Annotated in this window: 23 protein-coding genes; 17 read left to right on the top strand and 6 right to left on the bottom strand. The window is 71.8% G+C overall.

Features of this window, described 5'->3' with window-relative positions:
• The first annotated feature begins 19 nt into the window (after positions 1-19).
• The 5 genes from RAN62_RS28760 to RAN62_RS28740 are packed head-to-tail and all read left to right on the top strand — an operon-like array spanning position 20 to position 3,789.
• Positions 20-1,264 (top strand): MFS transporter, encoded by a 1,245-nt coding sequence (locus RAN62_RS28760; RefSeq protein ID WP_305787922.1) that lies wholly within the window; start codon positions 20-22, stop codon positions 1,262-1,264.
• A gap of 28 nt (positions 1,265-1,292) precedes the next feature.
• Positions 1,293-2,666 (top strand): acyclic terpene utilization AtuA family protein, encoded by a 1,374-nt coding sequence (locus RAN62_RS28755; protein WP_305787921.1) that lies wholly within the window; start codon positions 1,293-1,295, stop codon positions 2,664-2,666.
• Entirely contained in the window at positions 2,659-3,006 is a 348-nt protein-coding gene (locus RAN62_RS28750; protein ID WP_305787920.1) for a DUF4387 domain-containing protein, read from the top strand. Before RAN62_RS28755 ends, RAN62_RS28750 begins: the two co-directional genes overlap by 8 nt.
• 7 nt (positions 3,007-3,013) lie before the next feature.
• A complete protein-coding gene (locus RAN62_RS28745) occupies positions 3,014-3,625 on the top strand; it encodes a TetR/AcrR family transcriptional regulator (protein WP_305787919.1) in 612 nt (203 codons plus the stop codon).
• The gene (locus RAN62_RS28740) at positions 3,622-3,789 is read left to right on the top strand and encodes a LuxR C-terminal-related transcriptional regulator (protein ID WP_369077211.1); all 168 of its coding nucleotides are present in this window, start codon (positions 3,622-3,624) and stop codon (positions 3,787-3,789) included. Before RAN62_RS28745 ends, RAN62_RS28740 begins: the two co-directional genes overlap by 4 nt.
• Before the next feature lie 229 nt (positions 3,790-4,018).
• On the opposite strand, the gene RAN62_RS28735 is transcribed toward RAN62_RS28740, so the two are convergent.
• From RAN62_RS28735 to RAN62_RS28720, 4 genes are all read right to left on the bottom strand, one after another.
• Complete coding sequence (locus RAN62_RS28735) at positions 4,019-4,579, bottom strand: hypothetical protein (protein WP_305787918.1); 561 nt, start codon at positions 4,577-4,579, stop codon at positions 4,019-4,021.
• 195 nt (positions 4,580-4,774) lie between these two features.
• On the bottom strand, positions 4,775-6,196 hold the full coding sequence (locus RAN62_RS28730) for a dihydrolipoyl dehydrogenase family protein (RefSeq protein ID WP_305787917.1): 1,422 nt from the start codon (positions 6,194-6,196) through the stop codon (positions 4,775-4,777).
• Between the two features lie 164 nt (positions 6,197-6,360).
• The gene (locus tag RAN62_RS28725) at positions 6,361-6,660 is read right to left on the bottom strand and encodes a hypothetical protein (RefSeq protein WP_305787916.1); all 300 of its coding nucleotides are present in this window, start codon (positions 6,658-6,660) and stop codon (positions 6,361-6,363) included.
• A gap of 121 nt (positions 6,661-6,781) precedes the next feature.
• Complete coding sequence (locus RAN62_RS28720; RefSeq protein ID WP_305787915.1) at positions 6,782-7,633, bottom strand: helix-turn-helix transcriptional regulator; 852 nt, start codon at positions 7,631-7,633, stop codon at positions 6,782-6,784.
• Positions 7,634-7,718: 85 nt separating this feature from the next.
• On the opposite strand from RAN62_RS28720, the gene RAN62_RS28715 reads away from it, so the two are divergent.
• A complete protein-coding gene (locus RAN62_RS28715; protein ID WP_305787914.1) occupies positions 7,719-8,555 on the top strand; it encodes an oxidoreductase in 837 nt (278 codons plus the stop codon).
• An 80-nt stretch (positions 8,556-8,635) separates the two neighbouring features.
• Here RAN62_RS28715 and RAN62_RS28710 read toward each other — a convergent pair whose 3' ends face one another.
• On the bottom strand, positions 8,636-9,223 hold the full coding sequence (locus tag RAN62_RS28710; protein WP_305787913.1) for a DUF1684 domain-containing protein: 588 nt from the start codon (positions 9,221-9,223) through the stop codon (positions 8,636-8,638).
• A gap of 160 nt (positions 9,224-9,383) precedes the next feature.
• Between RAN62_RS28710 and RAN62_RS28705 the strand changes: the two genes are divergently transcribed.
• The 10 genes from RAN62_RS28705 (at position 9,384) to RAN62_RS28660 (ending at position 19,118) form a co-directional block, all read left to right on the top strand.
• Positions 9,384-9,986: a TetR/AcrR family transcriptional regulator gene (locus tag RAN62_RS28705; RefSeq protein WP_305787912.1), complete on the top strand. Its 603-nt coding sequence runs from the start codon at positions 9,384-9,386 to the stop codon at positions 9,984-9,986.
• 132 nt (positions 9,987-10,118) lie between these two features.
• Positions 10,119-11,345: an alpha/beta hydrolase gene (locus tag RAN62_RS28700; RefSeq protein ID WP_305787911.1), complete on the top strand. Its 1,227-nt coding sequence runs from the start codon at positions 10,119-10,121 to the stop codon at positions 11,343-11,345.
• A gap of 149 nt (positions 11,346-11,494) precedes the next feature.
• Entirely contained in the window at positions 11,495-12,388 is an 894-nt protein-coding gene (locus RAN62_RS28695) for a hypothetical protein (RefSeq protein WP_305787910.1), read from the top strand.
• A 193-nt stretch (positions 12,389-12,581) separates the two neighbouring features.
• Positions 12,582-14,324 (top strand): DUF8832 domain-containing protein, encoded by a 1,743-nt coding sequence (locus RAN62_RS28690; RefSeq protein WP_305787909.1) that lies wholly within the window; start codon positions 12,582-12,584, stop codon positions 14,322-14,324.
• Positions 14,325-14,335: 11 nt separating this feature from the next.
• Positions 14,336-15,394: a hypothetical protein gene (locus RAN62_RS28685; protein ID WP_305787908.1), complete on the top strand. Its 1,059-nt coding sequence runs from the start codon at positions 14,336-14,338 to the stop codon at positions 15,392-15,394.
• Complete coding sequence (locus RAN62_RS28680) at positions 15,394-15,918, top strand: hypothetical protein (RefSeq protein WP_305787907.1); 525 nt, start codon at positions 15,394-15,396, stop codon at positions 15,916-15,918. The genes RAN62_RS28685 and RAN62_RS28680 overlap by 1 nt, the downstream gene beginning before the upstream one ends.
• A 272-nt stretch (positions 15,919-16,190) precedes the next feature.
• The gene (locus tag RAN62_RS28675) at positions 16,191-17,225 is read left to right on the top strand and encodes an arabinan endo-1,5-alpha-L-arabinosidase (protein ID WP_305787906.1); all 1,035 of its coding nucleotides are present in this window, start codon (positions 16,191-16,193) and stop codon (positions 17,223-17,225) included.
• Positions 17,226-17,264: 39 nt separating this feature from the next.
• Positions 17,265-18,275, top strand: coding sequence for a glycoside hydrolase family 43 protein (locus RAN62_RS28670; RefSeq protein WP_305787905.1), 1,011 nt, complete (start codon positions 17,265-17,267; stop codon positions 18,273-18,275).
• Positions 18,276-18,370: 95 nt separating this feature from the next.
• Entirely contained in the window at positions 18,371-18,763 is a 393-nt protein-coding gene (locus RAN62_RS28665) for an ATP-binding protein (RefSeq protein ID WP_305787904.1), read from the top strand.
• Between the two features lie 34 nt (positions 18,764-18,797).
• Positions 18,798-19,118 carry an STAS domain-containing protein gene (locus RAN62_RS28660; protein WP_305787903.1) on the top strand — a complete coding sequence of 107 codons (321 nt, stop codon included), beginning with the start codon at positions 18,798-18,800 and terminating at the stop codon, positions 19,116-19,118.
• Positions 19,119-19,146: 28 nt separating this feature from the next.
• On the opposite strand, the gene RAN62_RS28655 is transcribed toward RAN62_RS28660, so the two are convergent.
• Complete coding sequence (locus RAN62_RS28655) at positions 19,147-21,732, bottom strand: glycoside hydrolase family 9 protein (protein ID WP_305787902.1); 2,586 nt, start codon at positions 21,730-21,732, stop codon at positions 19,147-19,149.
• 432 nt (positions 21,733-22,164) lie between these two features.
• On the opposite strand from RAN62_RS28655, the gene RAN62_RS28650 reads away from it, so the two are divergent.
• A complete protein-coding gene (locus tag RAN62_RS28650) occupies positions 22,165-23,778 on the top strand; it encodes a methyl-accepting chemotaxis protein (protein WP_305787901.1) in 1,614 nt (537 codons plus the stop codon).
• The last annotated feature ends 81 nt before the right edge of the window (positions 23,779-23,859 follow it).

Below are 23,859 nucleotides of genomic sequence, written 5' to 3'. Positions count from 1 at the left end.
GGGACACAGGGAGGCCGGCATGGTGTCTCACCGGAAAGTCACGTTCCTCATCGCGCTCGTGCTCTTCGCGCAGGAATCGGCCTGGAACTTCTACGACAACCAGGTGCCCGTCCTGCTCCGTGAGCACGTCTCCAGCGCCGCCGTCGTCGGGCTGCTCATGGGCCTGGACAACCTGCTCGGCATCGTCGTGCAGCCGTGGATGGGCAACCGCTCCGACAACACGCGCACCCGCTGGGGGCGCCGCGTGCCGTACCTCGCGATCGGCATGCCCCTGGCCGCGCTGCTCTTCGCGCTCCTGCCCGGGACCACGTCGCTGATCGCGCTGGTCACGGTCATGTTCCTGTACGCGCTGGTCGCCAACACCATCCGTCCGCTCTCCGAGGCGATGGTGCCCGACTTCGTCCCGCCCGAGCGGCGCAGCCGGACGAACGCCGTCGTCAAGATCGCCACCTCGCTCACCATCATCGTCGCGTCGCTGATCAGCCTGCTCGTCGTCGACGAGCATCCGCGCGGCGCGTTCGCGATCCCCTCGGCGATCCTGCTGATCGTCACGGTCGTGCTGGTGCTGCGGGTACGCGACAGCCGGTCGGCGGCCTATCGGCAAGCGCTGGCCGAGGACGGCACGGCCGGCGCCGGCGACGCCCGGGTGCCGTTCCGGCGGGTCGTCGCCGAGCTCGTCACCAGCCCCGACCGGCGACGGCTCCTGCTGCTGGTGAGCATCCTGCTCTTCGGCGGCGCGTGGTTCGCGTCCCGCTCACTGATCACCCCGTACGGCATGGAGGTCCTGGGTCTGAGCCGCGGCGACGCGGGCGGACTGACCCTGCCCAGCGGGGTCGCGTACCTGCTCGCCGCCTATCCGGCCGCGTTGTGCGCCGAGCGTTTCGGCCGGCTGCGCACGATCGGCGCCGGGATGATCCTGTTCGCCGGGGCGATGGTGGCCGGGGCCTTGCTGCACTCCCCCACCGGCACGGTCGTCGTGTTCTGCGTCGCCGCGGCCGGCGCCGCCGCCTTCACCATCAACGCGGCGGTCGTGCTGTGGAACCTCGCGCCGTCCAGCCGCGTGCTGGGCACCTACACCGGCCTCTACACGGTCGCCTGGTACCTCGGCGGCTTCGGCGGCCCGGCCCTGGTCGGCGCCGCGGTCGACCTCACCGGCTGGACCGCGATGCTGCTCGACATCGCCGTGCTGGCCACGCTCGCCGTCGTCGTCCTGGCCCAGCTCGGCCGCCTGCAGCGGCGGCAAGCGACACCGATCCTCTCCTGATCCCGACCGGCCCGATCCGAGGAGTTCGATGACCACACCACCCGACGCCGTACGCGTCCTGGCGCCGACCGGCATGCTGGGCGCCGGCTTCCCGCCCGAGACGCTCACCCGCGGCCTGGCGCTCGGCGCCGACGTCATCGCCGTGGACAGCGGCTCGACGGACTCCGGCCCGTACTATCTCGGCTCCGGCACCGCCAAGACGGCCGCCGCCGCCGTGACCCGGGACCTGCGGCTGCTGCTCCGGGCGGCCGCCACCGCCGGCATCCCGCTGATCGTCGGCTCCTGCGGCACCAGCGGCACCGACGCGGGTGTCGACTGGGTCGCCGGGATCACCCGCGAGATCCTGGCCGCCGAGGGGCTGGACCTGCGGGTGGCGACCATCTACAGCGAGCAACAGGCCGCCGCCCTCAAGGAGCACCTGGACCGCGTGCACCCGTTGCCCCCGGCCGGCGACCTCGACGCGGCGACGCTGGAGAGCTGCGCCCACATCGTCGCGATGATGGGTCACGAGCCGATCGCCGAAGCGCTCGCCGCCGGGGCCGACGTCGTCCTGGCCGGGCGGGCCACCGACACGGCGCTCGCGGCCGCGTACCCCTTGATGGCTGGTCTGCCCGCGGGCCCGGCCTGGCACGCCGCCAAGATCGTCGAGTGCGGCGGTCAGTGCACCACCGATCCGCGCGCCGGCGGGGTGCTGGCCACCATCGACGCGTCGGGTTTCACCATCGAGCCGCTGGACCCGGTCGTCGCCTGCACGCCGACGTCCGTGGCCGCGCACATGCTCTACGAGACGGTCGACCCGTTCTCCATGCGGGAGCCCGGCGGCACCATCGACGTGTCCGGCGCCACCTATCGCGCCCTCGACGACCGGCGCGTCCGGGTGGAGGGCTCCCGGTTCGACCCGGCCGGCCAGTACACCGTCAAGCTCGAGGGCGCCCGGATCACCGGCTTCGAGACGATGTCGTTCACCGCCATCCGCGACCCGCACATCCTCGGGCAGATCACCACCTGGGCCGCGCTGCTGCGCCGGATGATCGGCGAGTGGGTGGCCGGCACCCTGGGTCTCGGCCCCGGCGACTACGCCCTCGACATCCGCCTGTACGGATACGACGCCGTGCTCGGCGCCATCGACCCGGCCACCGGGCCGCCGCGCGAGGTGGGCGTGATGCTGCTGGTCAACGCGGCCGACCAGGCGACCGCCACGGCCATCGCCAAGGTCGCCAACCCGCTGATGCTGCATCTGCCCACCCCGGACATGACGTATCTGCCCAGTCTCGCCTTCGCGACGTCGCCGGCCGAGACCGAGCGGGGGGCCGCGTACGAGTTCGTCCTCAACCACGTCGTGGACGTCGACTCCCCGACCGCCCTGTTCCGCATCAATGTCCCGGAGGCCCGCGATGCCTGAGCCCACGACCGTCGCCGATCTCGCCCTGGAGGTCCGGTCCAAGAACGCCGGCCCGTTCTGGGTCACGATGGAGGTCTTCCTGCGCGACACCACGGGGTACGCCGTCGTCGCCGACCCGTCCTTCTTGAACGAGACGGTCGTTGCGCGGCTGTACGGGGTCGACGCCGACACCGTGCGGATGTATCGGATCGCCGCGCTCAACGTCGTCAAGATCTCGTTTCCGCGGCCGGTGCCCCAGGGCAGCCCGCGTGATCGCGACATCCACGCCGGCCAGCATCACGTCCCGCTGGCCCTCCTGCGGCTGCCAGGCTGTAGAGACCGAACGTTCTATCCGATATAGTGGCCGAATGCACAGCGACACGCCCGCGGGCCGGCCGTCCGAGGCTCGATCCCGGTTACTCGGCACGGCCGCCCGGGTCTTCTACACCGAAGGCATCCACAAGGTCGGCGTCGACCGCATCGTCGCCGAGGCACAGGTGACCCGGGCCACCCTCTATCGGCACTTCCCCAGCAAAGAAGATCTCGTGCTGGCCTACCTCGGCCAGGCCGACCGGGCGATCCGCAGCCAGGCCGCGCAGGCCGTCGCGGGCGGACAGCCGGCCGACGAGGCCCTGCGCGCCCTGAGCCGGTCGATCGCCGCCGGCATCCAGTCCCCGGGCTTCCGGGGCTGCGCCTTCCTCAATGCCGTGGCCGAGTACCCCGACCCCGCGTCGCCGGTGCACCAGGCCGCCCTCGGCCACCGGCAGTGGTTTCTCGACACCGTCACGGCCCTGCTGACCCGGATCCGGGGCACGTCGGCCGCACCGGCCGCCCGGCACTTCGTGATGATCCGCGACGGCGCCATGGCCGCCGGCTGCCTCTTCGATCCGGCCCTGATCGGCGAGACCTTCCTGCACGGCGTGGATCGCCTGCTGGAGATCTCCGCCGGCCCCGGCCACCCCGGGCCCGCGGCTCGATGAGGGCCCGGCTCTCCCTGCCGTGGACCAGGCATCACGAGGCCGCGCTGACCACACGGGAACAGGAAGTGCTGCGCCTCCTGGCCACCGGACACTCCAACGCCGAGATCGCCGCCTCCCTGTTCATCGCCGAGCAGACCACCAAGACGCACGACGCCGGGCGCTGAACAAGCTCAAGCTGCGCGAACGCGTGCATGCCGTCGTCTTCGACCGATGAGAACGGCGTGGTGGTCGCGAAGCGGCATCGGCCCCAGGGAACGCCGCGGTCCCGGCCGCGCCGCGCCAGTTGAGCTGGCCGCGCGGCCGGGAACGGATCACCGCGATCCCGGCCGCATCGCGCCAGTTGAGCTGGCCGCGCGGCCGGGAGCGGATCACCGGGATCCGGGTCGCGTCGCGTCAGTTGGCCTTGGCCGCGCGGCCGAGGCGGATCGCCGCGATGAGGAAGAAGATGGCGCCCGGGATGGCATAGGCGGCCGCCTGGTTCAGCACCGGGTCGGCGGCGGAGGCGCTGCTGACGAAGTTGGCGCCGGCCAGGACCGAGATGCCACCGCTGATGATCATCGGCCACTGCCCGCCCATCGCGCGGCGGCGGATGCCGACGGCCAGCTGCACCGCGCCGGCCACGATGGCCCAGAGGCCCCACACCCGCAGCATGGCCGGAATGCCCGAGGCGGCGCCGACGCCCAGCCCGATGGCGGCGAGCAGGCTGACGGCCATGTTGACGTAGAGCAGCGCCGGCGAGCCGGTCGACCGCGACGAGCGCATGTCATAGATGGCGGCGCCCACGTCGAACAGCGGGTAGAGCACGAACAGCGTCACCGAGAGAGCGTTGACCTCTTTGGCGGTGGCGATGGTCACGCCGGCCCAGACGATGGCGAACGCGAACCGGATGAAGTACAGCCGCCGCAGCGCGGACGCGGTCTGCGAGATGCCGGGAGAAACAGCAACAGTGCTCACGGGAGATCCTTCGGGGCGAGGAGAAATAAGGAGATCGAACGTTCTGTTCCGCGACAGCATGGCAAGCGACGGATCAGAAAGTCAAGACGGAACGTTCTATATACTGTGCGACGACTGCGCTACTGCAACAGGTGAGCGACTCCCGGATCTGTTTCCGGGTCATCACTGAACCTTCGTGTAACTGTGTCTGCACGATCAGCGGCCGTAGGTCTCCAGCAGCCGCAGCCAGACCTCGCTGACCGTCGGAAACGCGGGTACCGCGTGCCACAGCCGGTCGATCGGCACCTCACCGGCCACCGCGATGGTCGCGGCGTGGACCAGCTCCGCCACATCCGGGCCGACCAGCGTGAACCCGACGATCACCTTGCGGTCCTCGTCGACCACCATCCGGGCCTGACCCTGATAACCCTCGGCGTGCAGCACTGACCCCGACACCGCACCAAGGTCATGATCAATGACCCGGGTACGCACCCCGGCCGCCTCCGCAGCCGCAGCAGTCAAGCCGACCGAGGCCACCTCGGGCTCGGTGAAGACAACCTGCGGCACCGCCTTCACATCAGCCGTGACCGCGTGCCGGCCCCACGCCCCCGTGTCGACCGGCTCGCCCTTGGCCCGGGCCGCGATCGCGTCGCCGAGCACCCGCGCCTGATACTTGCCCTGGTGCGTCAGCAGTGCTCGCTTGTTGACATCGCCGGCGGCGAACAGCCACTCCCCCGCGCCCTCGACATGCAACGCGTCATCGACGGTCAGCCACGAGCCCGGCTTGAGGCCCAGTCCGCCCAATCCGATGTCCTGCGTGTTCGGCGTACGCCCGATGGCGACCAACAGCTCGTCGGCCTGCACCAGCCCGCCGTCGGCCAGTGTGATGTGCACCGTCCCGGCCTCGTCGCGCGACACCGACGCCGCCTCAGCCCCGAGACGCACATCCACACCCGACTCGCGCAGCGCCGCGGTCACCCGCTCCCCCACAAAAGGCTCGGCCAGGTGCAGCACGCCGTCACGGGCCAGCATCGTGACCCGGGCGCCGAGGTTCGCGTACGCGGTTGCCATCTCCGAAGCCACGACCCCGCCGCCGATGATGGCCAGCCGCTGCGGAACAGACTTCGCCGCCGCCGCTTCCCGGCTCGTCCACGGGCTGGCCGCCCGCAGCCCCTCGATGTCCGGGATCAGCGCGCTGGTACCGGTCGCGACCACCACGGCGTGCCGCGCGGAAAGCGTGGTCGCCGTCCCGTCAGCGCTGACCACCTCAACAGTGCGCTCACCGCCGATCCGGCCCTGGCCCCGAACCAGCGCGATGCCGGCCGACTCCAGCCACGACACCTGACCGTCGTCCTTCCAGTGCGAAGCGAACGAGTCGCGCCGGGCCAGCACGGCCGCAGTGTCCAAGTTCCCCGTGACCGCCTCACGCGAGCCGGCCACCTGCCGCGCCGCCCGCAACGCCGCCGAGCTACGCAACAAAGCCTTGGTCGGCATGCACGCCCAGTACGAGCACTCACCGCCGACCAGCTCCCGCTCGACGATGGCGACGCTCAGGCCACCCTGCACAGCGCGGTCAGCCACGTTCTCCCCGACCGGGCCGGCGCCGATGACGACGACGTCGTACGTGCTGCTGTTCATCTCAAGCTCCTTGTTGGTAAGAATTCGCTCAGCGAGACATCGGCGGGAAGGGCCGGCCCGGTCACCCGTCGACGGCGACCGAGCCGGTCGGCGCAGTGCTTCACTTCCCGCGGTTCTGGTTCCTCGGCGGCTCCGGTTCCTTGGCGGCTCCGGCGGCGGCCGAACTACTCGATGTCGGAGAACAGACCGGTGATCTCGACCTGCGCGCCCTGCAGCCCGCCGAAGACGGCACCGGCGGCCGGCGTGGCGACCGCGGCCGAGGCGTCCTCGTAGCTGGCGAAGTAGAGGTCGAGCGTGCGGTACGCGGGGGTCGGGGTGCCGTCCTCCTTGGGCCACACCTTCGCCGACTCGAGGCGCTGCAGCTTAGGGAACGTCTCGGCGGCGGCGCGCACGTCGGCGTAGACCTTCTCGAACTCGCCGGGGTTCGCGGGGTTGCCGATGACAAGCGTGATCTTGGTGGGCATGACCGGTCCTTTGGTGGAACGAACGTTCTGTCGCTCACGACGATAGCGCCGGGGTGTTCGGCTCGTCAATACCGATCGTTCTGTCTTTTCCGAGCCGCGGGCAGGACGCGGCGCCGGGTTGCTACGACCCCGTTCCGCGCCCGGCGACCGGCTGACGACGTCGAGTGGCGTCGAGCGTCCCCAGCAACGTGAGGGCCCGTGCGCTGGGGCCGCCGGGCTCGGGTTGATAGATGACCAGGAGCTGACCCGTGGCTCCGCGCACGTCGAACGACTGCGACATCAGTGACAGCGGCCCCACGTCGGGGTGCACGAGCTCGATGGGGTCCAGGCTCTTGCCGTAGACGGTCTGGGCCGACCAGAGCGCGGCGAACGTACCGCTCTCTTCTTCGAGCGCGCCCACCACCTCCCGGAGGCGGTGATAGTCCGGATCGACACCGGCCGCGTGCCGCAGACCCGCCACGATCGACTCGGCGAAACGGTCCCAGTCGGCGAAGAAGTGCCGGGCCGCCGGGTCTGCAAATGTCATCCGAGCCAGGTTGTCCACCGCCCGGAACGGTGAGAAGAGCGCCCCGGCCAGAGCGTTGACCGCCATGACGTCCTTGGCCGGATTCAGCACGAAGGCCGGGACACTCGCGTAGCCGTCGAGGAGAAAGCGCAGCTGCTCGCTGATCGTCTCCCGGGGGGCCTGGCGGGTGCCGGGCACCGCCCCGGCCAGCCGGTACAAATGGTCGCGCGCCGGGGTGTCCAGGCGCAGCGCATTCGCCATCGCTTCGAGGACCTGCCCGGACGGGCTGCGCTCGCGACCCTGCTCCAGCCGGGCGTAATAGTCACTGTTCATGCCGGCGAGCGCGGCGACCTCCTCCCGGCGCAGCCCCGCCACCCGCCGCGGACCGTACGAGGGCAGACCCACATCGCCGGGACCGAGAAGGGAACGACGGGCGCGCAGGAACTCGCCGAGGTTGTTCTCTGTCACCGTTCCAGGCTAGGCCGGGGCCCGGCCGTCAGCCTGGGTACAGCTCGTCCTGGTTGCGGCCGGCGGCGGCTCGCAGGATCGAGCCATGACCGACAAGACCTTTCTGATCACCGGAGTCAGCACCGGCCTCGGCCGCGCCTTCGCGGTCGCCGCGCTCGAGGCCGGCCACACCGTCGTGGGCACCGTCCGCAAGGAGTCCGACGCCGAGGCCTTCACCGCCGTGCGGCCCGGGCGCGCCCACGCCCGCGTCCTCGACGTCACCGACGACACCGCCGTGTTCGCCACGGTGGCCGACGCCGAGCGGACCGTCGGCCCGATCGACGTGCTGATCGCCAACGCCGGGTACGGCTTGGAGGGCACCTTCGAGGAGACGCCGCTCGCCGCCCTGCGCGCCCAGTTCGACGTCAACGTCTTCGGCGCGGCCGCCACCATCCAGGCCGTCCTGCCGTACCTGCGCGAACGCCGCCGCGGGCATATCCTGGCCGTCACCTCGATGGGGGGCCTCGCCGGCTTCGCCGGGGTCTCGGGTTACTGCGGCAGCAAGTTCGCTCTGGAGGGCCTCCTCGCGTCCCTGGCCAAGGAGGTCAGCGGCTTCGGCATCCATGTCACCGCGATCGCGCCCGGATCGTTCCGCACCGACTGGGCCGGCCGCTCGATGGCCCGGGCCCCGCGCACCATCGCCGATTACGACGAGCTGTTCGACCCCATCCGCCAGGCCCGCCAGGAGGTCAGCGGCCGCCAGCTCGGCGACCCCGTCCGCGGGGCCGCCGCCGTCCTGCACATCCTCGACGTCCCGGAACCGCCGAGCCACCTCGTTCTCGGCTCGGACGCCCTCAAGGCCGTCCGAGCCGGCCGGGAAGCCGTCGACCGGGACATCGACAACTGGGAGAAGCTGTCCCGCTCCACCGACACGCCGCAGTGATCGAGCCGGACGGTGAACAAGCGGGCGCCGGGCATCTGCCGCCGCGGTCGCGCCTTTCCGGGCGGCGGGGCCGGTTGCCGTCAGTCGTGATAGACGAGCTCGCCCGCCTCGATGGTGGCGTCGAGGCGGTTCTCCGGCGGGGCCAGGGGGCACTGCCAGGCGTCGTCGTAGGCGCAGGACGGGTTGTAGAGATAGTTGAAGTCGAGCCGCACCCGCGTGTCGGAGAGGATCCGCAGGCCCCGGCCGAACGTGCCCTTGACGGTGTCGGTGAGATAGCGACCGCCGCCGTAGGCGCCGTGGCCGCAGAGACCGTCGCGGACGGGGAGGAAGAGCCCTCCGCCGTAGGCGGCGATCCACCAGAGGGAGAGCTCCCCGAGCGGGGTCTCGAGGATGCCGGCGCGCCGGTAGTGGACCACACCGTCCGCGCCGCCGGTGTCGATGTCGATCTCGCCGTCGGCCGGGCGCAGCGTCGCCTCGACGATCGCGTCGTCGTTGGGCGGCAGGTAGCGCAGGCCGGTGAAGGCGGCCCGCTCGGAGGACGGGATGGCCGACTGCGGGTGCGTGGCGAAGAGGTCGTCGCGCTGGGCTCGGAACTCCTTCAGATCGGTGTCGGCCAGGTACATTTTGGCGACGGCGGCACGGTAGTCGGTCAGCTCCAGGGCGTTCATGTCCCCAACCTATGGCGGAGCGGACGCAGCCGCCCCGTGAGTCACGACTCAGCCGGCCGGAGGAACGGCTTGGGGACCGGCGCCGTTCCACACGCGGGCGGCGGCCGGGCGTGACGGTCAGCACTGGCAGACCGAACGTTCTGCCCGCTAGGATGGGCGCATGACCCGCGCCGCCTCCGAGACCAGGCCCTCCGAGGCCCGGCAACGGCTCCTCACCACCGCGACCCAGATCTTCTACGCCGACGGCATCCACGCCATCGGCGTCGACCGGATCATCGCCGAGGCCAAGGTGACCCGGGCCACGTTCTACCGGCACTTCCCGAGCAAGGACGACCTCGTCGTCACGTACCTGCAGGAAGTGCACCAGATGGAGCGCGTCGCCTTCACCGCGGCCATCGCGGCCCACGCCACAGCGGCCGACTCACTGCTGGCCATCGCCGACGCCATCGCCGCGAACATCCAGTCGCCGGGCTTCCGAGGCTGCGCCTTCCTCAACGCCGCCGCGGAGTTCCCCGACCCCGGCCACCCCGTCCACCAGCAGATCATCGCCCACCGCCAGTGGTTCCTCGACACGCTGACGACCCTGATGGCCCAGGTCGCCGAGGACACCTCCGCCGACGCCGCCCGCCACTTCGTCATGCTCCGCGACGGCGCCATGGCCGCCGGCTGCCTACACGACCCCGCCCTGGTGGCCGACACCTTCCTGCGCGGCATCGAGGGCCTGGTCCGCATCCACGGCCAGCGCCGGCCCGCCGCAGGTTAGATCTGTCCTGCCGATCATGGAGTCGCCGAGGTGAGGTCCAGCCGGGGCGGGACAGGCGGTACAGCTAGCTGTACCTGAAGAGTGCCGCTGGCGGGATCGATCATGAGCGGCCCGCGCCATAGCGTTTCCGGCATGACCAAGACGAAGAAGTTCCGCACCGCGACGACCGCGCTCGCGACCGCCGCCGTCCTCGCCGCGGGCGTCGGAGTCGCCCACGCCGGCACGTTCCAGGAGGGCGGCGCCCCGGCGGCCGCGGCCGCCGCGCAGTCCGGCTGGGCGGGCATCACCCGCGAGCCGGTGCGCATCGACTTCGGCCGGGGCTGGGTCACCGACGCCGAGCTGACCTATCCGAGCAGCGCCCGGGGGCGGCTGCCGCTGGTCGTCTTCCTGCACGGCAGCGGGCACAACGACATGGACCAGACGCTGCCCGGCGGCGCGGGGTCCACGTTCGTCCCGCTCGCGCAGGCCGCCAGCCGGCAAGGGTTCGCCACGCTGCGCTTCAACAAGCGCGGGGTGACCGGCATCGGCCCGGTGGAGAGCACCGATCCGGCGCAACTGCTGCCCAAGAATCCGTACGCGCGGATTCAGCAGGACGCCGCCGCGGCCGTGCGCTTCGGGGCCGCCGACGCCCGTGTCGACCCGTCGAAGATCTTCCTGCTCGGGCACAGCGAGGGCACCAACGTGGCCGCCAATCTCGCCGCCGATCCGCGGGCGTTCGGCATCCCGAAGCCCGCCGGCGTGATCGAGATGGGCGTCGTCGGCCTGCCGATCGAGGAGCTGCTGACGTTCCAGATCTACGGCCGGCTGCTGGTGCAGCTGCACGACGAGTTCGACGTGAACGGTGACGGGCAGCTGACGGCCAGTGAGGCGACGCACGGCCTGCTCGGGCAGCCGAAGGAGGTGGCCGCGCAGTTCCGCCCGGTGCTGCTCGACGGCCGAAAGGTGCGCGCCGCCACCGATCGCAACTCCGACGGGCGCATCGCGATCGACGCCGAGGCCGGGCCGGTGCTGCGCGCCATCACGCACATCGACGCCTACCCGGACCTGCCGGACCTCGACGACTACACGATCAGCTACGCGAAGGACATCGCCCGCTTCCCGACCGTGTCCCAGGCCCTGCCGAAGTTCCGGGGCCCCGCGCTGCTGCTCAACGGCGAGAACGACATCCAGACCCCGGCCCGCGCCGCCATCGTCGCCGACGCCGCCCTCGCCGCGGCCGGCAACAAGGACCACAAGCTCGTCATCTACCCGGGGATGGCCCACACCATGAACATCACCACGAAGTACCAGCCGGCCTTCGCCGAGCCGGACCAGCGGGTCGTCACCGAGATCGAGGGCTGGCTCAAGGCCCACCGCTGACCGCACCGACGCGGGGAGCGGCCGCCGGCATGGTGGCCGCTCCCCGCCCATTCCGGGAGGGGCCCCACCGGCAGTGACGACCCCGCCCGCCGTGACGGCCCCTCCCGGCGCCGGGAGGGGCCGTCACGGTCCGTGGGAGACTTCTCGCCATGGCAGCTCAGAGCGTGACCGGCAGTATCGAGCAGCGGGTCGCCCTCGCGCGCGCTCGCAGGACCCCGCACGAGACGCTCTTCGACCTGGTCACCGACCCGTCGGCCGAGGTGCGGGCCGCGCTGGCCGCCCGGTCCGGGGCGTCGGCGCAGGTGCTGCGGGCGCTCGCGCGCGACCGGAACCGGGAGGTCCGGCAGGCCGTCGCGCGCAACCCGGACGCCTCGCAGGGCACGCTGTTGCGGCTGCTGGGTGATACCGACCGGCACGTGCGCTGGGCGGTCGCCACGAACCCGGCCTGCGACAACCGCGTTCGCGGCGTGATGCTCAAGGCCCAGGACAAGGAGCTGCGTGGCCTGCTCGCCGAGCTGCCTTCCCTGGAAGCCGATTACGCCACGGAGCTGGTCAGCGACGCCTCGCCGGAGGTGCGCGAGCGGCTGGCGGCCCGCACGGCCCACCCCGAGATCATCGAGGCGCTGCTGGAGGACCGCACCGTACGCGTGCGCAAGGGCCTCGCCCGCAACGAGTGGACCAGCCCCGAGCAGCGGCATCGCCTCGCCACCGACTACGCGCCCGAGGTGCGGGCCACGCTGGTGCGCGCGGTCGAGCTCGACGAGCCCGACCTGCGCGCGCTGCTGGAGGACCGCTCGGCCGAGGTGCGCCTCGCGCTGGCCACCTCCGATCGCACCCCGCCGGAGATTCGGGAGGCGCTCACCCGCGACGCCGACGAGCAGGTCGCCCAGGCGGCCCGAGGCTACCGGCCCGGCCCGGCGAGGCAGACCGCGCCGACGCGGGAGAACGCGCCGGCGAGGGAGAACGTACCGACGCGGGCGGTGACCGGTCGCGCCGGCCGCCGACCGGCCACACGTGGGTTCCCCGGCCGGAAGGCCCGCTGAGCGGCATCACGGCGCGATGACCAGCCCGGTGCACAAGGCCCGGGTGAGCCTGCTGGGCACGGCGCACGCGTCGACGGGTGGGGCAGCCGGACCGGCGGCAACGGGTGACGGCGTCGGATCGCTCGAGGGAGCTACGGCGCATCCCTCGCGGGAGTGACGACAGCGGCGAGGCCCGATTTCTACCTTGCCGGGCATGAGATTGATCCGGCTCCTCCTCGCCGCTCTGGTGGTGGTGCTGGGCGCCGCCACCCCCGCGTACGCCGACGGGGCGACAGCCGGCGCCGACGTGACGGTGGCGCAGAGCCTGGGCGACCGGGAGCTCACCGTGACGCTGCGCCGGGTGACCAGCGTGCCCGGCCCGCTGCACGTCGACGTGATCACGCACGCCGGCGAGCCGGCCGGGCAGCTGCGCCTGCGCGCCACACCGGTCGCCGGGGGCGGCGACAGCACGGCCACACTCACCTTGCCCGCCGCGCCCGGCCCGGTCAGCGCCGCCCTGCACGTCGACGGGCCGGGCCCCTGGGAGCTGGCCCTCGACGACGGGCACCAAGTGGCCCGCATCCCGTTCGTGGTGCACGCCGTCGCCCTGAGCCCGATCGAGCGAACCGTCTACGGCGGATTCGTCACGGCCGGCGTCTTCCTGGCGGTGGCACTGGTCGTGGCGCTGACGGCCCGGCACACCTGGTGGGCTGTGGTGCCGGGCGGCGCCGCGGTCGGAGGCGTCGCGGTCGCTGTCGTGGCCGCGTTGCTGTCGGCGTCACTGCCGGCGCCGCCGAGGGCCGGGGACGATCTGGATCCCACGGTCGCCAACGCCACCGATCCCTATGCGCGCCTGCCCCGGGTTCAGGACTTCTCGCGGCCCCCGCTGATGCTGACCGTGCGGCAGGAACGCCTCGCTGTGGGCGTACGGGCGGAGGTGGATCTTGAACTGTCGGACGCCGCGACCGGGCTGCCGGCCGACGACATGGTGGTGCACGACAGCGCGTTCCTGCACCTCATGGTCGTGTCGCCGTCGGGGCGCCTGTGGCACGCGCATCCGATCCGCACCGCGCCCGGCCGCTTCCAGCTGACGATCACGCCGGACAACCCCGGCCGCTACGCGGTGACCGCCGAGGTGGCCCGGCGCGGCGGCGGGGTGCAGATGCTACGCGCGCTCGGCGGCTTCACCGCGACAGGATCCAAAGCCCCAACCCTTGACCCCCTGCCTGTACGCGGAAGCGCCGCCATCGACGGCGTCGGCGTCCAGCTGGCGATGGCCGACCCCGTGGCGGCCAGTCCCGTGACGCTGCGAGCGCGCATCGGCGATGAGGCCGACCTGCAGCCCTGGCTCGGCATGCTCGGCCACCTCGTGGTGGTCGGTCCGCTAAGCGAGAGCGGCGCGCCCGGCGCTCCGGTGTGGATGCACGCGCACGCCATGGACGACGGCAGCGTGATGTTCCCCATGCCCGGCATGACCGGGATGGATCACGCGGGGATGGTCCCGATGCCGGGCGCGCTCGGGCTGACACTGCCGGACGAGACGGTCGCCGCCTACGGGCCCGGGATCGGCTTCACCTTCGCGTTTCCGCTGCCCGGGCGCTACCTGATGTGGCTGCAGGCCGAGAAGGACTACCGGATCGTCACCGTGCCGCTGGCCGTCGACGTCCGGCCGGCAAGCCCGGCCCCACTGGTCGAACGCCCTGTCGAGGTCACGCCGGACTCCGCCCGGGTCGGCCTGCGGGACCTCATCGTGACCGCCCCGGGCCACTCGTCCCTGCAGGCCCAAGCCGTGCTGCCCACGATGGGCCACGCGTCGCCGGTGCTCACCGGCGTGCCACAGGGCGGCGGCCGGTTCCTGCTGCCCGGCGTCCCGCTGATGGCCGCGGGCGGCTGGCAGCTGCGCATCAGCGCACCCGGCACCGAAACCGTGACTGTCCCGATCACCGTCACCGATTGAAGGGAACCACCATGCCCCGTCCATCCGCCGGCGTGCTCGGCGCGTCGGCCGTGCTCCTGGGCACGACGACGTCGCTCTTCGGCATCGTCTGGGACGTGCAGTGGCACGTCGACGTCGGTCCCGACACGTTCTTCACCCTGTCGCACCTGATGCTCTACGCGGGCAGTGCCATCGCCGGCGTGGCCGCGCTGACGATGGTGCTGCGCGCCACCGCCGCCCAGCGCGCCGGTCGCGCCGTCGATCCCGGGGAGGGCGGCCGCACCGTACGCGTGCTGGGCTTCGACGCCCCGCTGGGATACCTGATCGCCGGGGCCGGCGCCGCGATGTTCCTGCTCTACGGGCTCATGGACCTGTGGTGGCACACCGTCTACGGCTTCGACGCCACGCTCGGCTCCCCGCCGCACATGGCGCTCTTCAGCTCGATCACCGTCACGATGGTCGGCTCGATCATCGTCTTCGGACACGCCCACGCCCGGCGCTGGGGCCGGATCGGGCTCGCCCTCGCCCTGCCGATTCTGATCACCTTCAGCCCGCTGATGTTCGACGCGCTCGAGGACGCCCCGCTGCCGTTCAACGCCGGTGTCGCCCTGGCTGCCTTCTGCTGCACGCTGAGCCTGGTGCTCGCCGCCGGGGTGGTCCGGCCGCTCTTCGCGGTGGTGGCCGCGGGCGTCCTCGGTGTCCTGCAGATCATCCTGTGGTTCTGGGCACCCTGGGCCTCGCACGCCTACGCCGAGAGCAGCCGCCTGCCGTTGCGCGACGGCCTCGAGGGCCTGCCGCCGGAGATGCCGAGCGTCGTCCCGATGTTCCTGCTGGTCGCCGCGCTGGCCGTCGCCGGTGTCCTGATCGGCGCTCGGCGCTGGGCAGCCCCACTGGCCGGGGCGGCCGGTGGCTTGATCACGGCCGTCAGCCTCGACCTCCAGGTGCCCCTGGTCGGCAACGGCCCGGTGACCGCCCCCGGCGCCCTGCTCGCCGATGCGCTCGCCGGGCTGACTCTCGGCGCGGCCGCCGGCTTCGTCGCGTGGCGCTTCGCCGGAATGCTCAACTCCTCCGTCGTACGAAGGGTGGCGTGATGCCGATCCGCCGCAAGCTCGCCGCCGCCGTGGCCGCCGGTGCGCTCGTCCTGCTCCCGGCGGCCCCGGCCCTGGCGTACGAACCGGTGAACGTCGTGCACACCGAGCGGGTGCAGGCCGGCCCGTACGAGGTGACCGTCGGCTTCTCGGCCTGGCCGCTGCGGGCGATGCAGTCGATGGACGTCACGTTCATCCCGGACGGCGGCATCGCCGGGAAGTCGGGCCGGCTGCTGATGACCGGCCCCGGGCTGGACGACGACCTCGCCGACGGGGTGCTGGCCCGGCATCCCCGCAAGCTCGACGTGTGGGGCCTCGACGTGGTGGCCCTGGATGAGCCGGGCAGCTACACGTTCGGCTTCCGGGTCGACGGTCCGCAGGGTACGGGCGAGGGGCGGACGCAGCCGGTCCAAGTCCTCACGCAACCGGGGCCGCCGCTGGGGTTGAGCTGGGCGGTCTGCGTGATCCCCCTCGTGGCCCTGGTCGCCTTCCTGGTCGTCGCCTGGCGCCGGTCCGGCACCGCCTGACGGAACCCACACGATCGCGCCGGCTCATCGCGAATCGGTCGCTCCGCCGTGCGAGCGGCCGGCCCTTGGCCATGAGGTCCGCGGGCGGGCGGTTGAGCCTCGCCCGGCATTCCCGAGCCCCCGTCCGGGAGTGCCGGGCGGGCGGCAACATATTTATGCTCATCAATTGACAGGACGCGGCCCGACGGGTCATGGTGGGGAACGCAGCGACGTTGTGAGCGTTAACACACCACGGGCCTGCCGCCCCCTCCGGCGGAGAAGTGAGGAGCATCGTGTCCCAGCATCGGCTCACCCGGCGGGCGATCCTTGCCCTGCCGGTCATCGGCGTCGTCCTGGCGGCTTCCGCCGTGACGTTCACCGCCCAGGCCGCCGAGTCGCCGGCCGCCCTTCCGGCCGCCGCGGCCACCCCGACCGTGCCCCCGGCGTCCTATCCCGGCCCGGGCGTCGTCACGGGCGCCACCGGCACCCACGACCCCTCGGTGGTCAAGACTCCGGCCGGCACCTACATCGTGGCCCAGACCGGCAACAACATTCCCTTGAGTACGTCCACCGACCGCACCGCCTTCCGAGCGGCGGGCGTGGCCTTCCCCAACGGGGCGTCGTGGACGACTCCTTACACCGGCGGCAGCGCGAGTCTGTGGGCGCCGGACATCTCGTACCGCAACGGGCAGTACTTCATGTATTACTCGGCCTCGACGTTCGGGGTCAACCGCTCGGCGATCTTCCTGGCCACCAGCCCGACCGGCGCCTCCGGCAGCTGGACCCATCGCGGGCTGGTCATCGAGTCGAGCTCGGCCAGCAACTACAACGCGATCGACCCGAACCTGATCGTGGACACGAGCGGCCGCTGGTGGCTCACCTTCGGCTCCTTCTGGTCGGGGATCCAGCAGATCGCGCTCAACCCGTCGACCGGGCTGCGCTCGGACTCGTCGATCCGCCTGATCGCCGGGCGCAACGGCGGGGCGATCGAGGCGCCGTACATGGTCAAGCACGGCAGCTACTACTACCTGTGGGTCTCGTTCGACCTGTGCTGCCGGGGCGCCTCCAGTACGTACCGGATCATGGTGGGCCGTTCCACCAGCCCGACCGGGCCGTTCGTCGACCGCAACGGCACGGCCCTGACCTCCGGCGGGGGCACCCAGGTGCTGGCCGGGCACGGCAGCATCCACGGGCCGGGACACCAGGCGGCGTTCGCCGACACCGACGCGGAGGTGCTGGTCTACCACTACTACGCCGACAGCGGGGCGTCGTACCTCGGCATCAACCTGCTCGGCTACGACTCGGCCGGCTGGCCGTTCGTCTACTGACGGGGGTGCCGGGATGAGACTTCTGACGGGGGTGCCGGGATGAGACTTCGCAGCTTGCTGGCCGCCGGCGTGGTCGCCCTGCTGGGCATGACGACGAGCGCCGCCGGCACCTTCACCAACCCGATCAAACGCAACGGGCCCGACCCGTGGCTGCAGTACCACAACGGCGCCTACTACCTGGCCACCACGACGTGGAACTCGACCATCACGATGCGCCGCTCCCCCACCCTCGCGGGGCTGGACGCGGCCGCGGACACCGTGGTGTTCAACCTGGCCGGGCGGGCCAACGGCTGCTGCAACATGTGGGCGCCGGAGTTCCATCTGCTCGACGGCCCCAACGGCCGGCGCTGGTACCTCTACTACGTGGCCGGGCAGAACGTCGCCGACTACAACCCCACGCAGCGGCTGCACGTGCTCGAGTCGGCCGGCACCGACCCGATGGGCCCGTACAGCTTCAAGGCCGACCTCGGCACCGACTGGCAGCTCGACGCCAGTGTCCTGACCGTGGGCGGCCGCCTGTACCTGATGGGCACCTACGGCGGCGACGGCGCGGGGCAGTCCAACTTCATCCAGCGGCTGACCAACCCCTGGACCCTGACCGGCTCCCGGGTGCGGCTCAGCTCCCCGACGTACGCCTGGGAACGCCAGACCGCCCCGGTCAACGAGGGACCCGAGCCGCTCTACCACGACGGCAAGGTCATGGTCGTCTACTCGGCGTCGGCCTGCTGGGGTCCGGACTACAAGCTCGGGCTGCTCACCCTCACCGGCAGCGACCCGATGAACCCGGCGCACTGGACCAAGCGGGCGACCCCGGTGTTCCAGCGCAGCGACGCGAACAGCGTCTACGCCCCGGGCCACAACGGGTTCTTCAAGTCCCCCGACGGCACGGAGGACTGGCTGGTCTATCACGCCAACAGCTCGGCGAGCGGCGGCTGCGACATGAACCGGTCCACCCGGGCGCAGAAGTTCACCTGGAACGCCGACGGCAGCCCGAACTTCGGTACGCCGGTCCGGCTCGGCACCACTCTCCCTGCTCCTTCCGGAGAGTGACTCTCTGCTTACATGAATTGCTGTCATGTTCATCCACAGGGCAGGTTTCCGCCCGGGCGCGCCGGGCAACAAGAGGCCCCATGGGGCCCCTGCGGATGCTTGCGCCTCCCGGGCACCCCCGGGAGCTGCTCGCCTGGGACCTCGCGTCCGACCACGATCTGCGACTGATCCGCGACGGGTTGCTGCGGCACTTCGGCTCGTCGCGCGATCAGGCCGAGATCATGGGCCTGGTCATGACCGAGCTGGCCGGCAACGCCCTGCGCCACGGACTGCCGCCCATCCGGGTCCGCCTGCTGCAGGCCGACGACTGCTACATCCTCGACGTGAGCGATCGCGCCCCGCGGGACGTACCGATGGCACCGGAGCCGCAGCCCGACATCCGGGCCGGCGGCCGCGGACTGCGGATAGCCCTTTCCCTCGCCAAGGAGGTGTGCTGGCACGTCGACGGCGACACCAAGCATGTCTGGGCCGCCTTCCCCCAGCCGTGAGCCCGATGTCTCACCCCTGTGCTAGACACTGCCTGTGGCCGAATCCGCTTTCACCATCACCCAGCGCCAGGATCCACCCGGGCTCCTGCGGGTGGTCCTGACCGGTGACCTCGACATGAGCATCGGCGACACCCTGTCCCGCACGCTGCTCGACGCCGCCCACCGGCCCGGCGTCGAGCGGATCGTCGTCGACCTCGAGCGGACCACCTTCATCGACTCGCACGTCGTGGCCGCCCTGGTCGCCGGCTACGAGGCCGCCGCCTCCGCCGGTCGCCGCCTGACCGTCGTCAACGGACGCGGCATCGTGCAGCAGGTGCTCGACGTGACCGGGCTGACCGAGGTGCTCTGCGCCTGACCCGCCGCGCTCCGGCCGGCTTTCGCCGTCAGGGGAAGCCGCAGGCAGCCCCGTTGAGGGTGATCAACTCCGGTGCCGGGTTCGGCCCGCCCGGTGTGGTGGCGTTGAAGCCCAGGTACGCCGTCGCCCCGGGCTGCAGGCGACGGTTGGTGGTGGTGTTGCGGGCCGTCACCGTGGCGCCGGACTGCGCCGCCTCGGCCGACCACGCCTCGCGCAGGCGCTGGCCGCCGGTGAAGGCGAAGCGCACGGCCCAGCCGTCGACGACCGTGGTGCCGGTGTTGGTGACGGCCAGCTGCGCGGTGAATCCCTTGCCATCAGCCCAGTCGCCGTAGTTCGTGTAGCTCACTCGGCAGGAGACGGCCGGGGCCGGCTCGGCCCGTCCCTGGTCGGCGAGGAAGGACGCCACCCAGGCGAGGGCGGAATTCCAGTTGATCGCGACCTCGTTGGTCGCGTACGACTCGATGTCGTCGACGTAGCAGAACATCGGCTTGCAGCCGGTGAGCAGCGCCTTGGCGAACGGGTCGTCCAGCCCGGCGTTGGCGCCGCCGGCCAGCGATCCGGCCGGTGGGTGCGGCAGCGAAGCGTCCTTCTGGTGCGCATAGATCCGGGTGTGCTGGTTCTGCGACGCCTTCTCGCCCCAGCCGGTGACATAGGACTGGTTCAGCGCGTTGCGGCCGAAGATGTGGTCCGCGCCCTGCACCGCGCCGTCGCGGTACTTCGCGGCCCCCGTCAGGTCGAACGCGGTCGCGAGGACCTGGATGTTGTTGAGGATGTTGCTGTTGGCACCCCAGAAGTAGGCGGCCGCGGTGCCCGGCATCGGCAGCCCGTACGCCTGAGCCTCGATGGTCGCGAGATAGCTGTCCGCGGCGGTGAGCACCGACTGGCGTACCCGCTGCCGGTCGGCGGCCGGCAGCGCGCTCGGCACCGTGGCCAGGTCGAGGCGGCCCAGCGCCGCGGTGCTGCCCCAGCTGAACCCGGTGGCCGCGAACACGTCGCCGGTGTGGTGCCGGGAGGCGGTCACGTCCGTCAGATAGGCCGCCTCACCGGTGGTCAGGTAGAGCTCGGCCGCGGCCCAGTAGAACTCGTCGGAGACGTCGTCGTCGCCGTAGGCGCCACCGCCGCCGCCCAGATCCTGCGCGAGCTTCGCGGGATTGGCCTTGGCCGCGGCGTACGCGGTCCGGGCCGCCGTGAGGCACGTGGCCGAGAACGCCGCGTCGTACGGGGCGAACAGCCGCGCGCACTGGGCGGTCGTGGCCGCGAGGTTGAGCGTGGCCGCCGTCGAGGGCGGCTGCAGCTCGCGCTGCTCGGCGTCGTCCTCGGGCTGCGTCGGCAGGGCGGTCCAGTTGGCGTCGTGCATCTTGTGGTGGGCCATCCCGGCCAGCGGCCGGCCCGCCGGCACCTGCATGCGCATCAGGAACTCGAGCTCCCAGCGCGCCTCGTCGAGGATGTCGGGAACAGCGTTGCCCCGCTCGGGCACCCGGAGCGTGCCGTCGGCCAGCCCGGCCCCGTGCGCGGCGGTGACCGCGGTCTTCGTACGCTCGAAGCTGCTCATCAGCTGCTGCACCGCGATGCCGCCGTTGACCACGTACTTGCCCTGGTCCCCGGCGTCGTACCAGCCGCCGCGCACGTCGAGCCGGTAGTCGCAGGAGGCGGCCCGGCACGGCACACTGGTGTCGCCCTTGTTCGGGGCCACGCCGAGGTGACCGGCCGGCCGGGCGTACTCCTCGCCGACCAGGTTTCCGTCGATCGCGACGCCGCTGCGCTGGATATAGAAGAACTGCAGCGCGTCCGGCCGCAGCCGCTCGTAGACGGTGCGGGAGATGTCGAACGGGTGGCTGGTCTGCCCGTCGGCGACGAGCGTGTAACCGCTGCCCGCGATGGTGAAGCCGGAGAAGGCGATGGTGTGCACGTTCTGGCCCGAGGCGGCGTCGACCCCGCGCGGCGTGGTGCGGCCCGAGGCGACCACGGCCCCCGCGGCGTTCTCGAGCCGCCAGTCCAGCGCCTCGGTGGCCGCGGTGACCAGGGTCGCGTTCTTCGGCCCGTCCGGCAGATAACCGACCTGGTTGACCCGGACCCGGGGGCCGGTGTCCGGCACGTACGGCGGCTCCGGATCGCCGCCGACCAGCGACACGTTGTCCAGGCACAGCCGGTACTCCGCGGCGCCCCCGCCGACCTGGAAGGCGACCTGGCCCGCCGTGGTGTCCTCGGGGGCGGTGAACGTGTACTCCAGGTGCTGCGTGGCGGGGGTCAAAGCGACATCACGACTGAGGTACGACGTGTACGGCTCGGCCCCGAGCTGGACGGCGGCCCGCACGGTGGCGCCCGGGGCGGCGGTGGCGTCGAAGGCGAGCGTGTACGCGGCGCCGGCCTGCAACGCGACGTCGTTCTGCCCGATACCGGCGTCCCAGGGGTTCGGCAGCCCCGCCGGCACGGTGGCGCACAGCTGCCCGTCGTCCACCCCGGTCGCCGTGGTGCCGTAGGAGTACCAGCCCGACGTCCCGTCGGCGAAGTCGCCGTTGGTGATGTGCTGCACCGGCTCGGCCGACGCCGGCTGAACCGTCAAGGACGTCAGTGCCAGCGTGGCCGTCGCGGCGGCTGCGGTCAGCACTGTCACCCGCCTACCCAGATGTGGACTCACGGAGGATCCTCCAAGGCTTGGGAGCGCTCCCAGAAGGATTCATTGTTACCAATGGATTACGGCCCGTCAATTGACTCAACTCGATGTCTTCAGTGCCGCGGCCGGACCAGCCCGGTGTCGTAGGCGAAGATGACCGCCCGCGACGTTGGTCGCCACCGCGAACGGGGAACGGTCGAAGATTCGCTCGACCCAGCCCCAAGCCGTCCAGCGCACCGGCGCCCTGGCGGGGCATTTCTCGCGGGCCGTCACCCATGTGCAGCCGGCGCGTCGTCGACCACGAGCCGGGTCAGCCCGCCGACGCGACGCAGGTCACGCGGCCGCGGTGCGAATACGTCTTACCGATCCGGAAACGTCGCCGAAGAGAGCCCCGGATGCCGTCGGGCATGCCTTTTCCCCGGGAGTGTTGTTTTGCGTATCGGCGATATGAGCGTCGGCCGGAGGCTCGGCGTTTCGTACCTCGTTCTCACCACGTTGATCGTCACCTCGGCCGGCGTGGGCTGGTGGGGCCTGCGGGAACAGTCGGGCGCCCAGCAGCGGCTCAGCGCCCTGCAGGAGCTGCGGGACGACATTCAGACCACGGCCTACGACGCCGCGGACGTCTCCGGCTGGCAGGGGCTGGTGATCGCGGATGCCGGCGCCTACGGGGCCGCGAAAGCCACCGGCGCGGACGGTTACAACCGCGAGGGCGAGCTGAAAGCCAGGACTCGCGTCTACGCGAACCTGGCGACCACCCGCACCGACGTGATGACCGCCGCGGAGAAGAGCCAGTTCGACCGGCTCGCGCCCGCCTGGGACGACTTCTTCACGTGGGACGACACGTTGATGGGCTGGCTGGCGGCGGACACTCCCGCTGCCCGCGCCAAGGTGATGGACAGCGTCAACGGCGGTGACGCGGCCGACGCGTACAGCACGGTACTGGAGATCACGGACGCGCTTGTGAAGTCCGTCGACGCCCGGGTGGCGGCGCTCGGTGCCGAGGTCGAGGGGGTACGCGACAACGTGGTGCGGATCCTGCTGGGCGCCCTGCTCGTGGCGGTGGTGCTGGCCGTGCTGATGGGCACGCTCGTGACCCGGTCGGTGGTGCGCCCGCTGGCGGTCGTGGTGACCGGGCTGAACCGGCTGGCCGGGCGGGACCTCACCGTGCGGGCCGGGCTGCGCCGCCGCGACGAGCTGGGCACGCTCGGCGACGCGCTGGACATGACCGCGGCGTCGTTGCGGGACACCGTCTCGGCGATCGCCGGGCACGCCGGCGTGTTGTCGGACGCCGCGACCGGCTTGTCGGCCGTCTCCGCGCAGATGGCCTCGTCCAGCGCCGACACGGACGTCCGGGCCGGGGCGGTCTCCGAGTCCGCCGGGCACGTCTCCGGCAACGTACGCACGCTGGAGGCCGGCAGCGCCGAGATGAAGCAGGCCATCGACGAGATCGCGCGGAGCGCCGGCGAGGCCGCCCGGGTGTCCGGCGAGGCGGTCGCGGCCGTCGAGCAGACCAACCGTACGGTGGGCAAGCTCGGTGAGTCCTCCGGCGAGATCAGCAAGGTGGTGGCCCTGATCACCTCGATCGCCGAGCAGACCAACCTGCTGGCCCTGAACGCGACGATCGAGGCGGCCCGGGCGGGCGAGATGGGCAAGGGCTTCGCCGTGGTCGCCGGCGAGGTGAAGGATCTCGCCCAGGAGACCGCGAAGGCCACCACCGAGATCGCCCGGCTCGTCGGCCAGATCCAGGGCGACACCGGCGAGGCGGTGGACGCGATCGATCGGATCGGCGGCGTGGTGGGCCGGATCAGCCACCTGCAGACTCTGATCGCGGCCGCGGTCGAGGAGCAGACCGCGACCACCAGTGAGATGGGCCGCAACGTGGCCGAGGTGGCCATCAGCAGCTCGGACATCGCCGCGAACATCGCCGGGGTGGCGTCGGCCGCCGGAGCCACCGCGACCGCGGTGTCCGAGGCCCGCAGCAGCGCCGACGGCCTCGCCCGGACCGGCCGGGAGCTGCGGGAGCTCGTCGCGGGCTTCGTGCTCTGAGCGGTAGAAGTCCTGGTTCGAGGACACGCAGGGCGTCACGCCCGGCATCTGCGCCCCGGCCGGCTTCCGCCCGCATTTCTT

Origin of the sequence: Symbioplanes lichenis, assembly GCF_030709675.1 — a bacterium.
GTDB classification, from domain to species: domain Bacteria; phylum Actinomycetota; class Actinomycetes; order Mycobacteriales; family Micromonosporaceae; genus Actinoplanes; species Actinoplanes lichenis.
The sequence above is the reverse complement of the archived record's forward strand: the minus strand, read 5'-3'. Positions and strand labels throughout refer to the sequence as shown.

Excerpts from the sequence above, each read along its gene's own strand:
- RAN62_RS28760 (WP_305787922.1), top strand. The coding sequence starts at position 20 with ATGGTGTCTCACCGGAAAGTCACGTTCCTCATCGCGCTCGTGCTCTTC.
- RAN62_RS28755 (WP_305787921.1), top strand. The coding sequence starts at position 1,293 with ATGACCACACCACCCGACGCCGTACGCGTCCTGGCGCCGACCGGCATG.
- RAN62_RS28750 (WP_305787920.1), top strand. The coding sequence starts at position 2,659 with ATGCCTGAGCCCACGACCGTCGCCGATCTCGCCCTGGAGGTCCGGTCC.
- RAN62_RS28745 (WP_305787919.1), top strand. The coding sequence starts at position 3,014 with ATGCACAGCGACACGCCCGCGGGCCGGCCGTCCGAGGCTCGATCCCGG.
- RAN62_RS28740 (WP_369077211.1), top strand. The coding sequence starts at position 3,622 with ATGAGGGCCCGGCTCTCCCTGCCGTGGACCAGGCATCACGAGGCCGCG.
- RAN62_RS28730 (WP_305787917.1), bottom strand. The coding sequence starts at position 6,196 with ATGAACAGCAGCACGTACGACGTCGTCGTCATCGGCGCCGGCCCGGTC.
- RAN62_RS28725 (WP_305787916.1), bottom strand. The coding sequence starts at position 6,660 with ATGCCCACCAAGATCACGCTTGTCATCGGCAACCCCGCGAACCCCGGC.
- RAN62_RS28715 (WP_305787914.1), top strand. The coding sequence starts at position 7,719 with ATGACCGACAAGACCTTTCTGATCACCGGAGTCAGCACCGGCCTCGGC.
- RAN62_RS28710 (WP_305787913.1), bottom strand. The coding sequence starts at position 9,223 with ATGAACGCCCTGGAGCTGACCGACTACCGTGCCGCCGTCGCCAAAATG.
- RAN62_RS28705 (WP_305787912.1), top strand. The coding sequence starts at position 9,384 with ATGACCCGCGCCGCCTCCGAGACCAGGCCCTCCGAGGCCCGGCAACGG.
- RAN62_RS28700 (WP_305787911.1), top strand. The coding sequence starts at position 10,119 with ATGACCAAGACGAAGAAGTTCCGCACCGCGACGACCGCGCTCGCGACC.
- RAN62_RS28695 (WP_305787910.1), top strand. The coding sequence starts at position 11,495 with ATGGCAGCTCAGAGCGTGACCGGCAGTATCGAGCAGCGGGTCGCCCTC.
- RAN62_RS28690 (WP_305787909.1), top strand. The coding sequence starts at position 12,582 with ATGAGATTGATCCGGCTCCTCCTCGCCGCTCTGGTGGTGGTGCTGGGC.
- RAN62_RS28685 (WP_305787908.1), top strand. The coding sequence starts at position 14,336 with ATGCCCCGTCCATCCGCCGGCGTGCTCGGCGCGTCGGCCGTGCTCCTG.
- RAN62_RS28680 (WP_305787907.1), top strand. The coding sequence starts at position 15,394 with ATGCCGATCCGCCGCAAGCTCGCCGCCGCCGTGGCCGCCGGTGCGCTC.
- RAN62_RS28670 (WP_305787905.1), top strand. The coding sequence starts at position 17,265 with ATGAGACTTCGCAGCTTGCTGGCCGCCGGCGTGGTCGCCCTGCTGGGC.
- RAN62_RS28665 (WP_305787904.1), top strand. The coding sequence starts at position 18,371 with ATGCTTGCGCCTCCCGGGCACCCCCGGGAGCTGCTCGCCTGGGACCTC.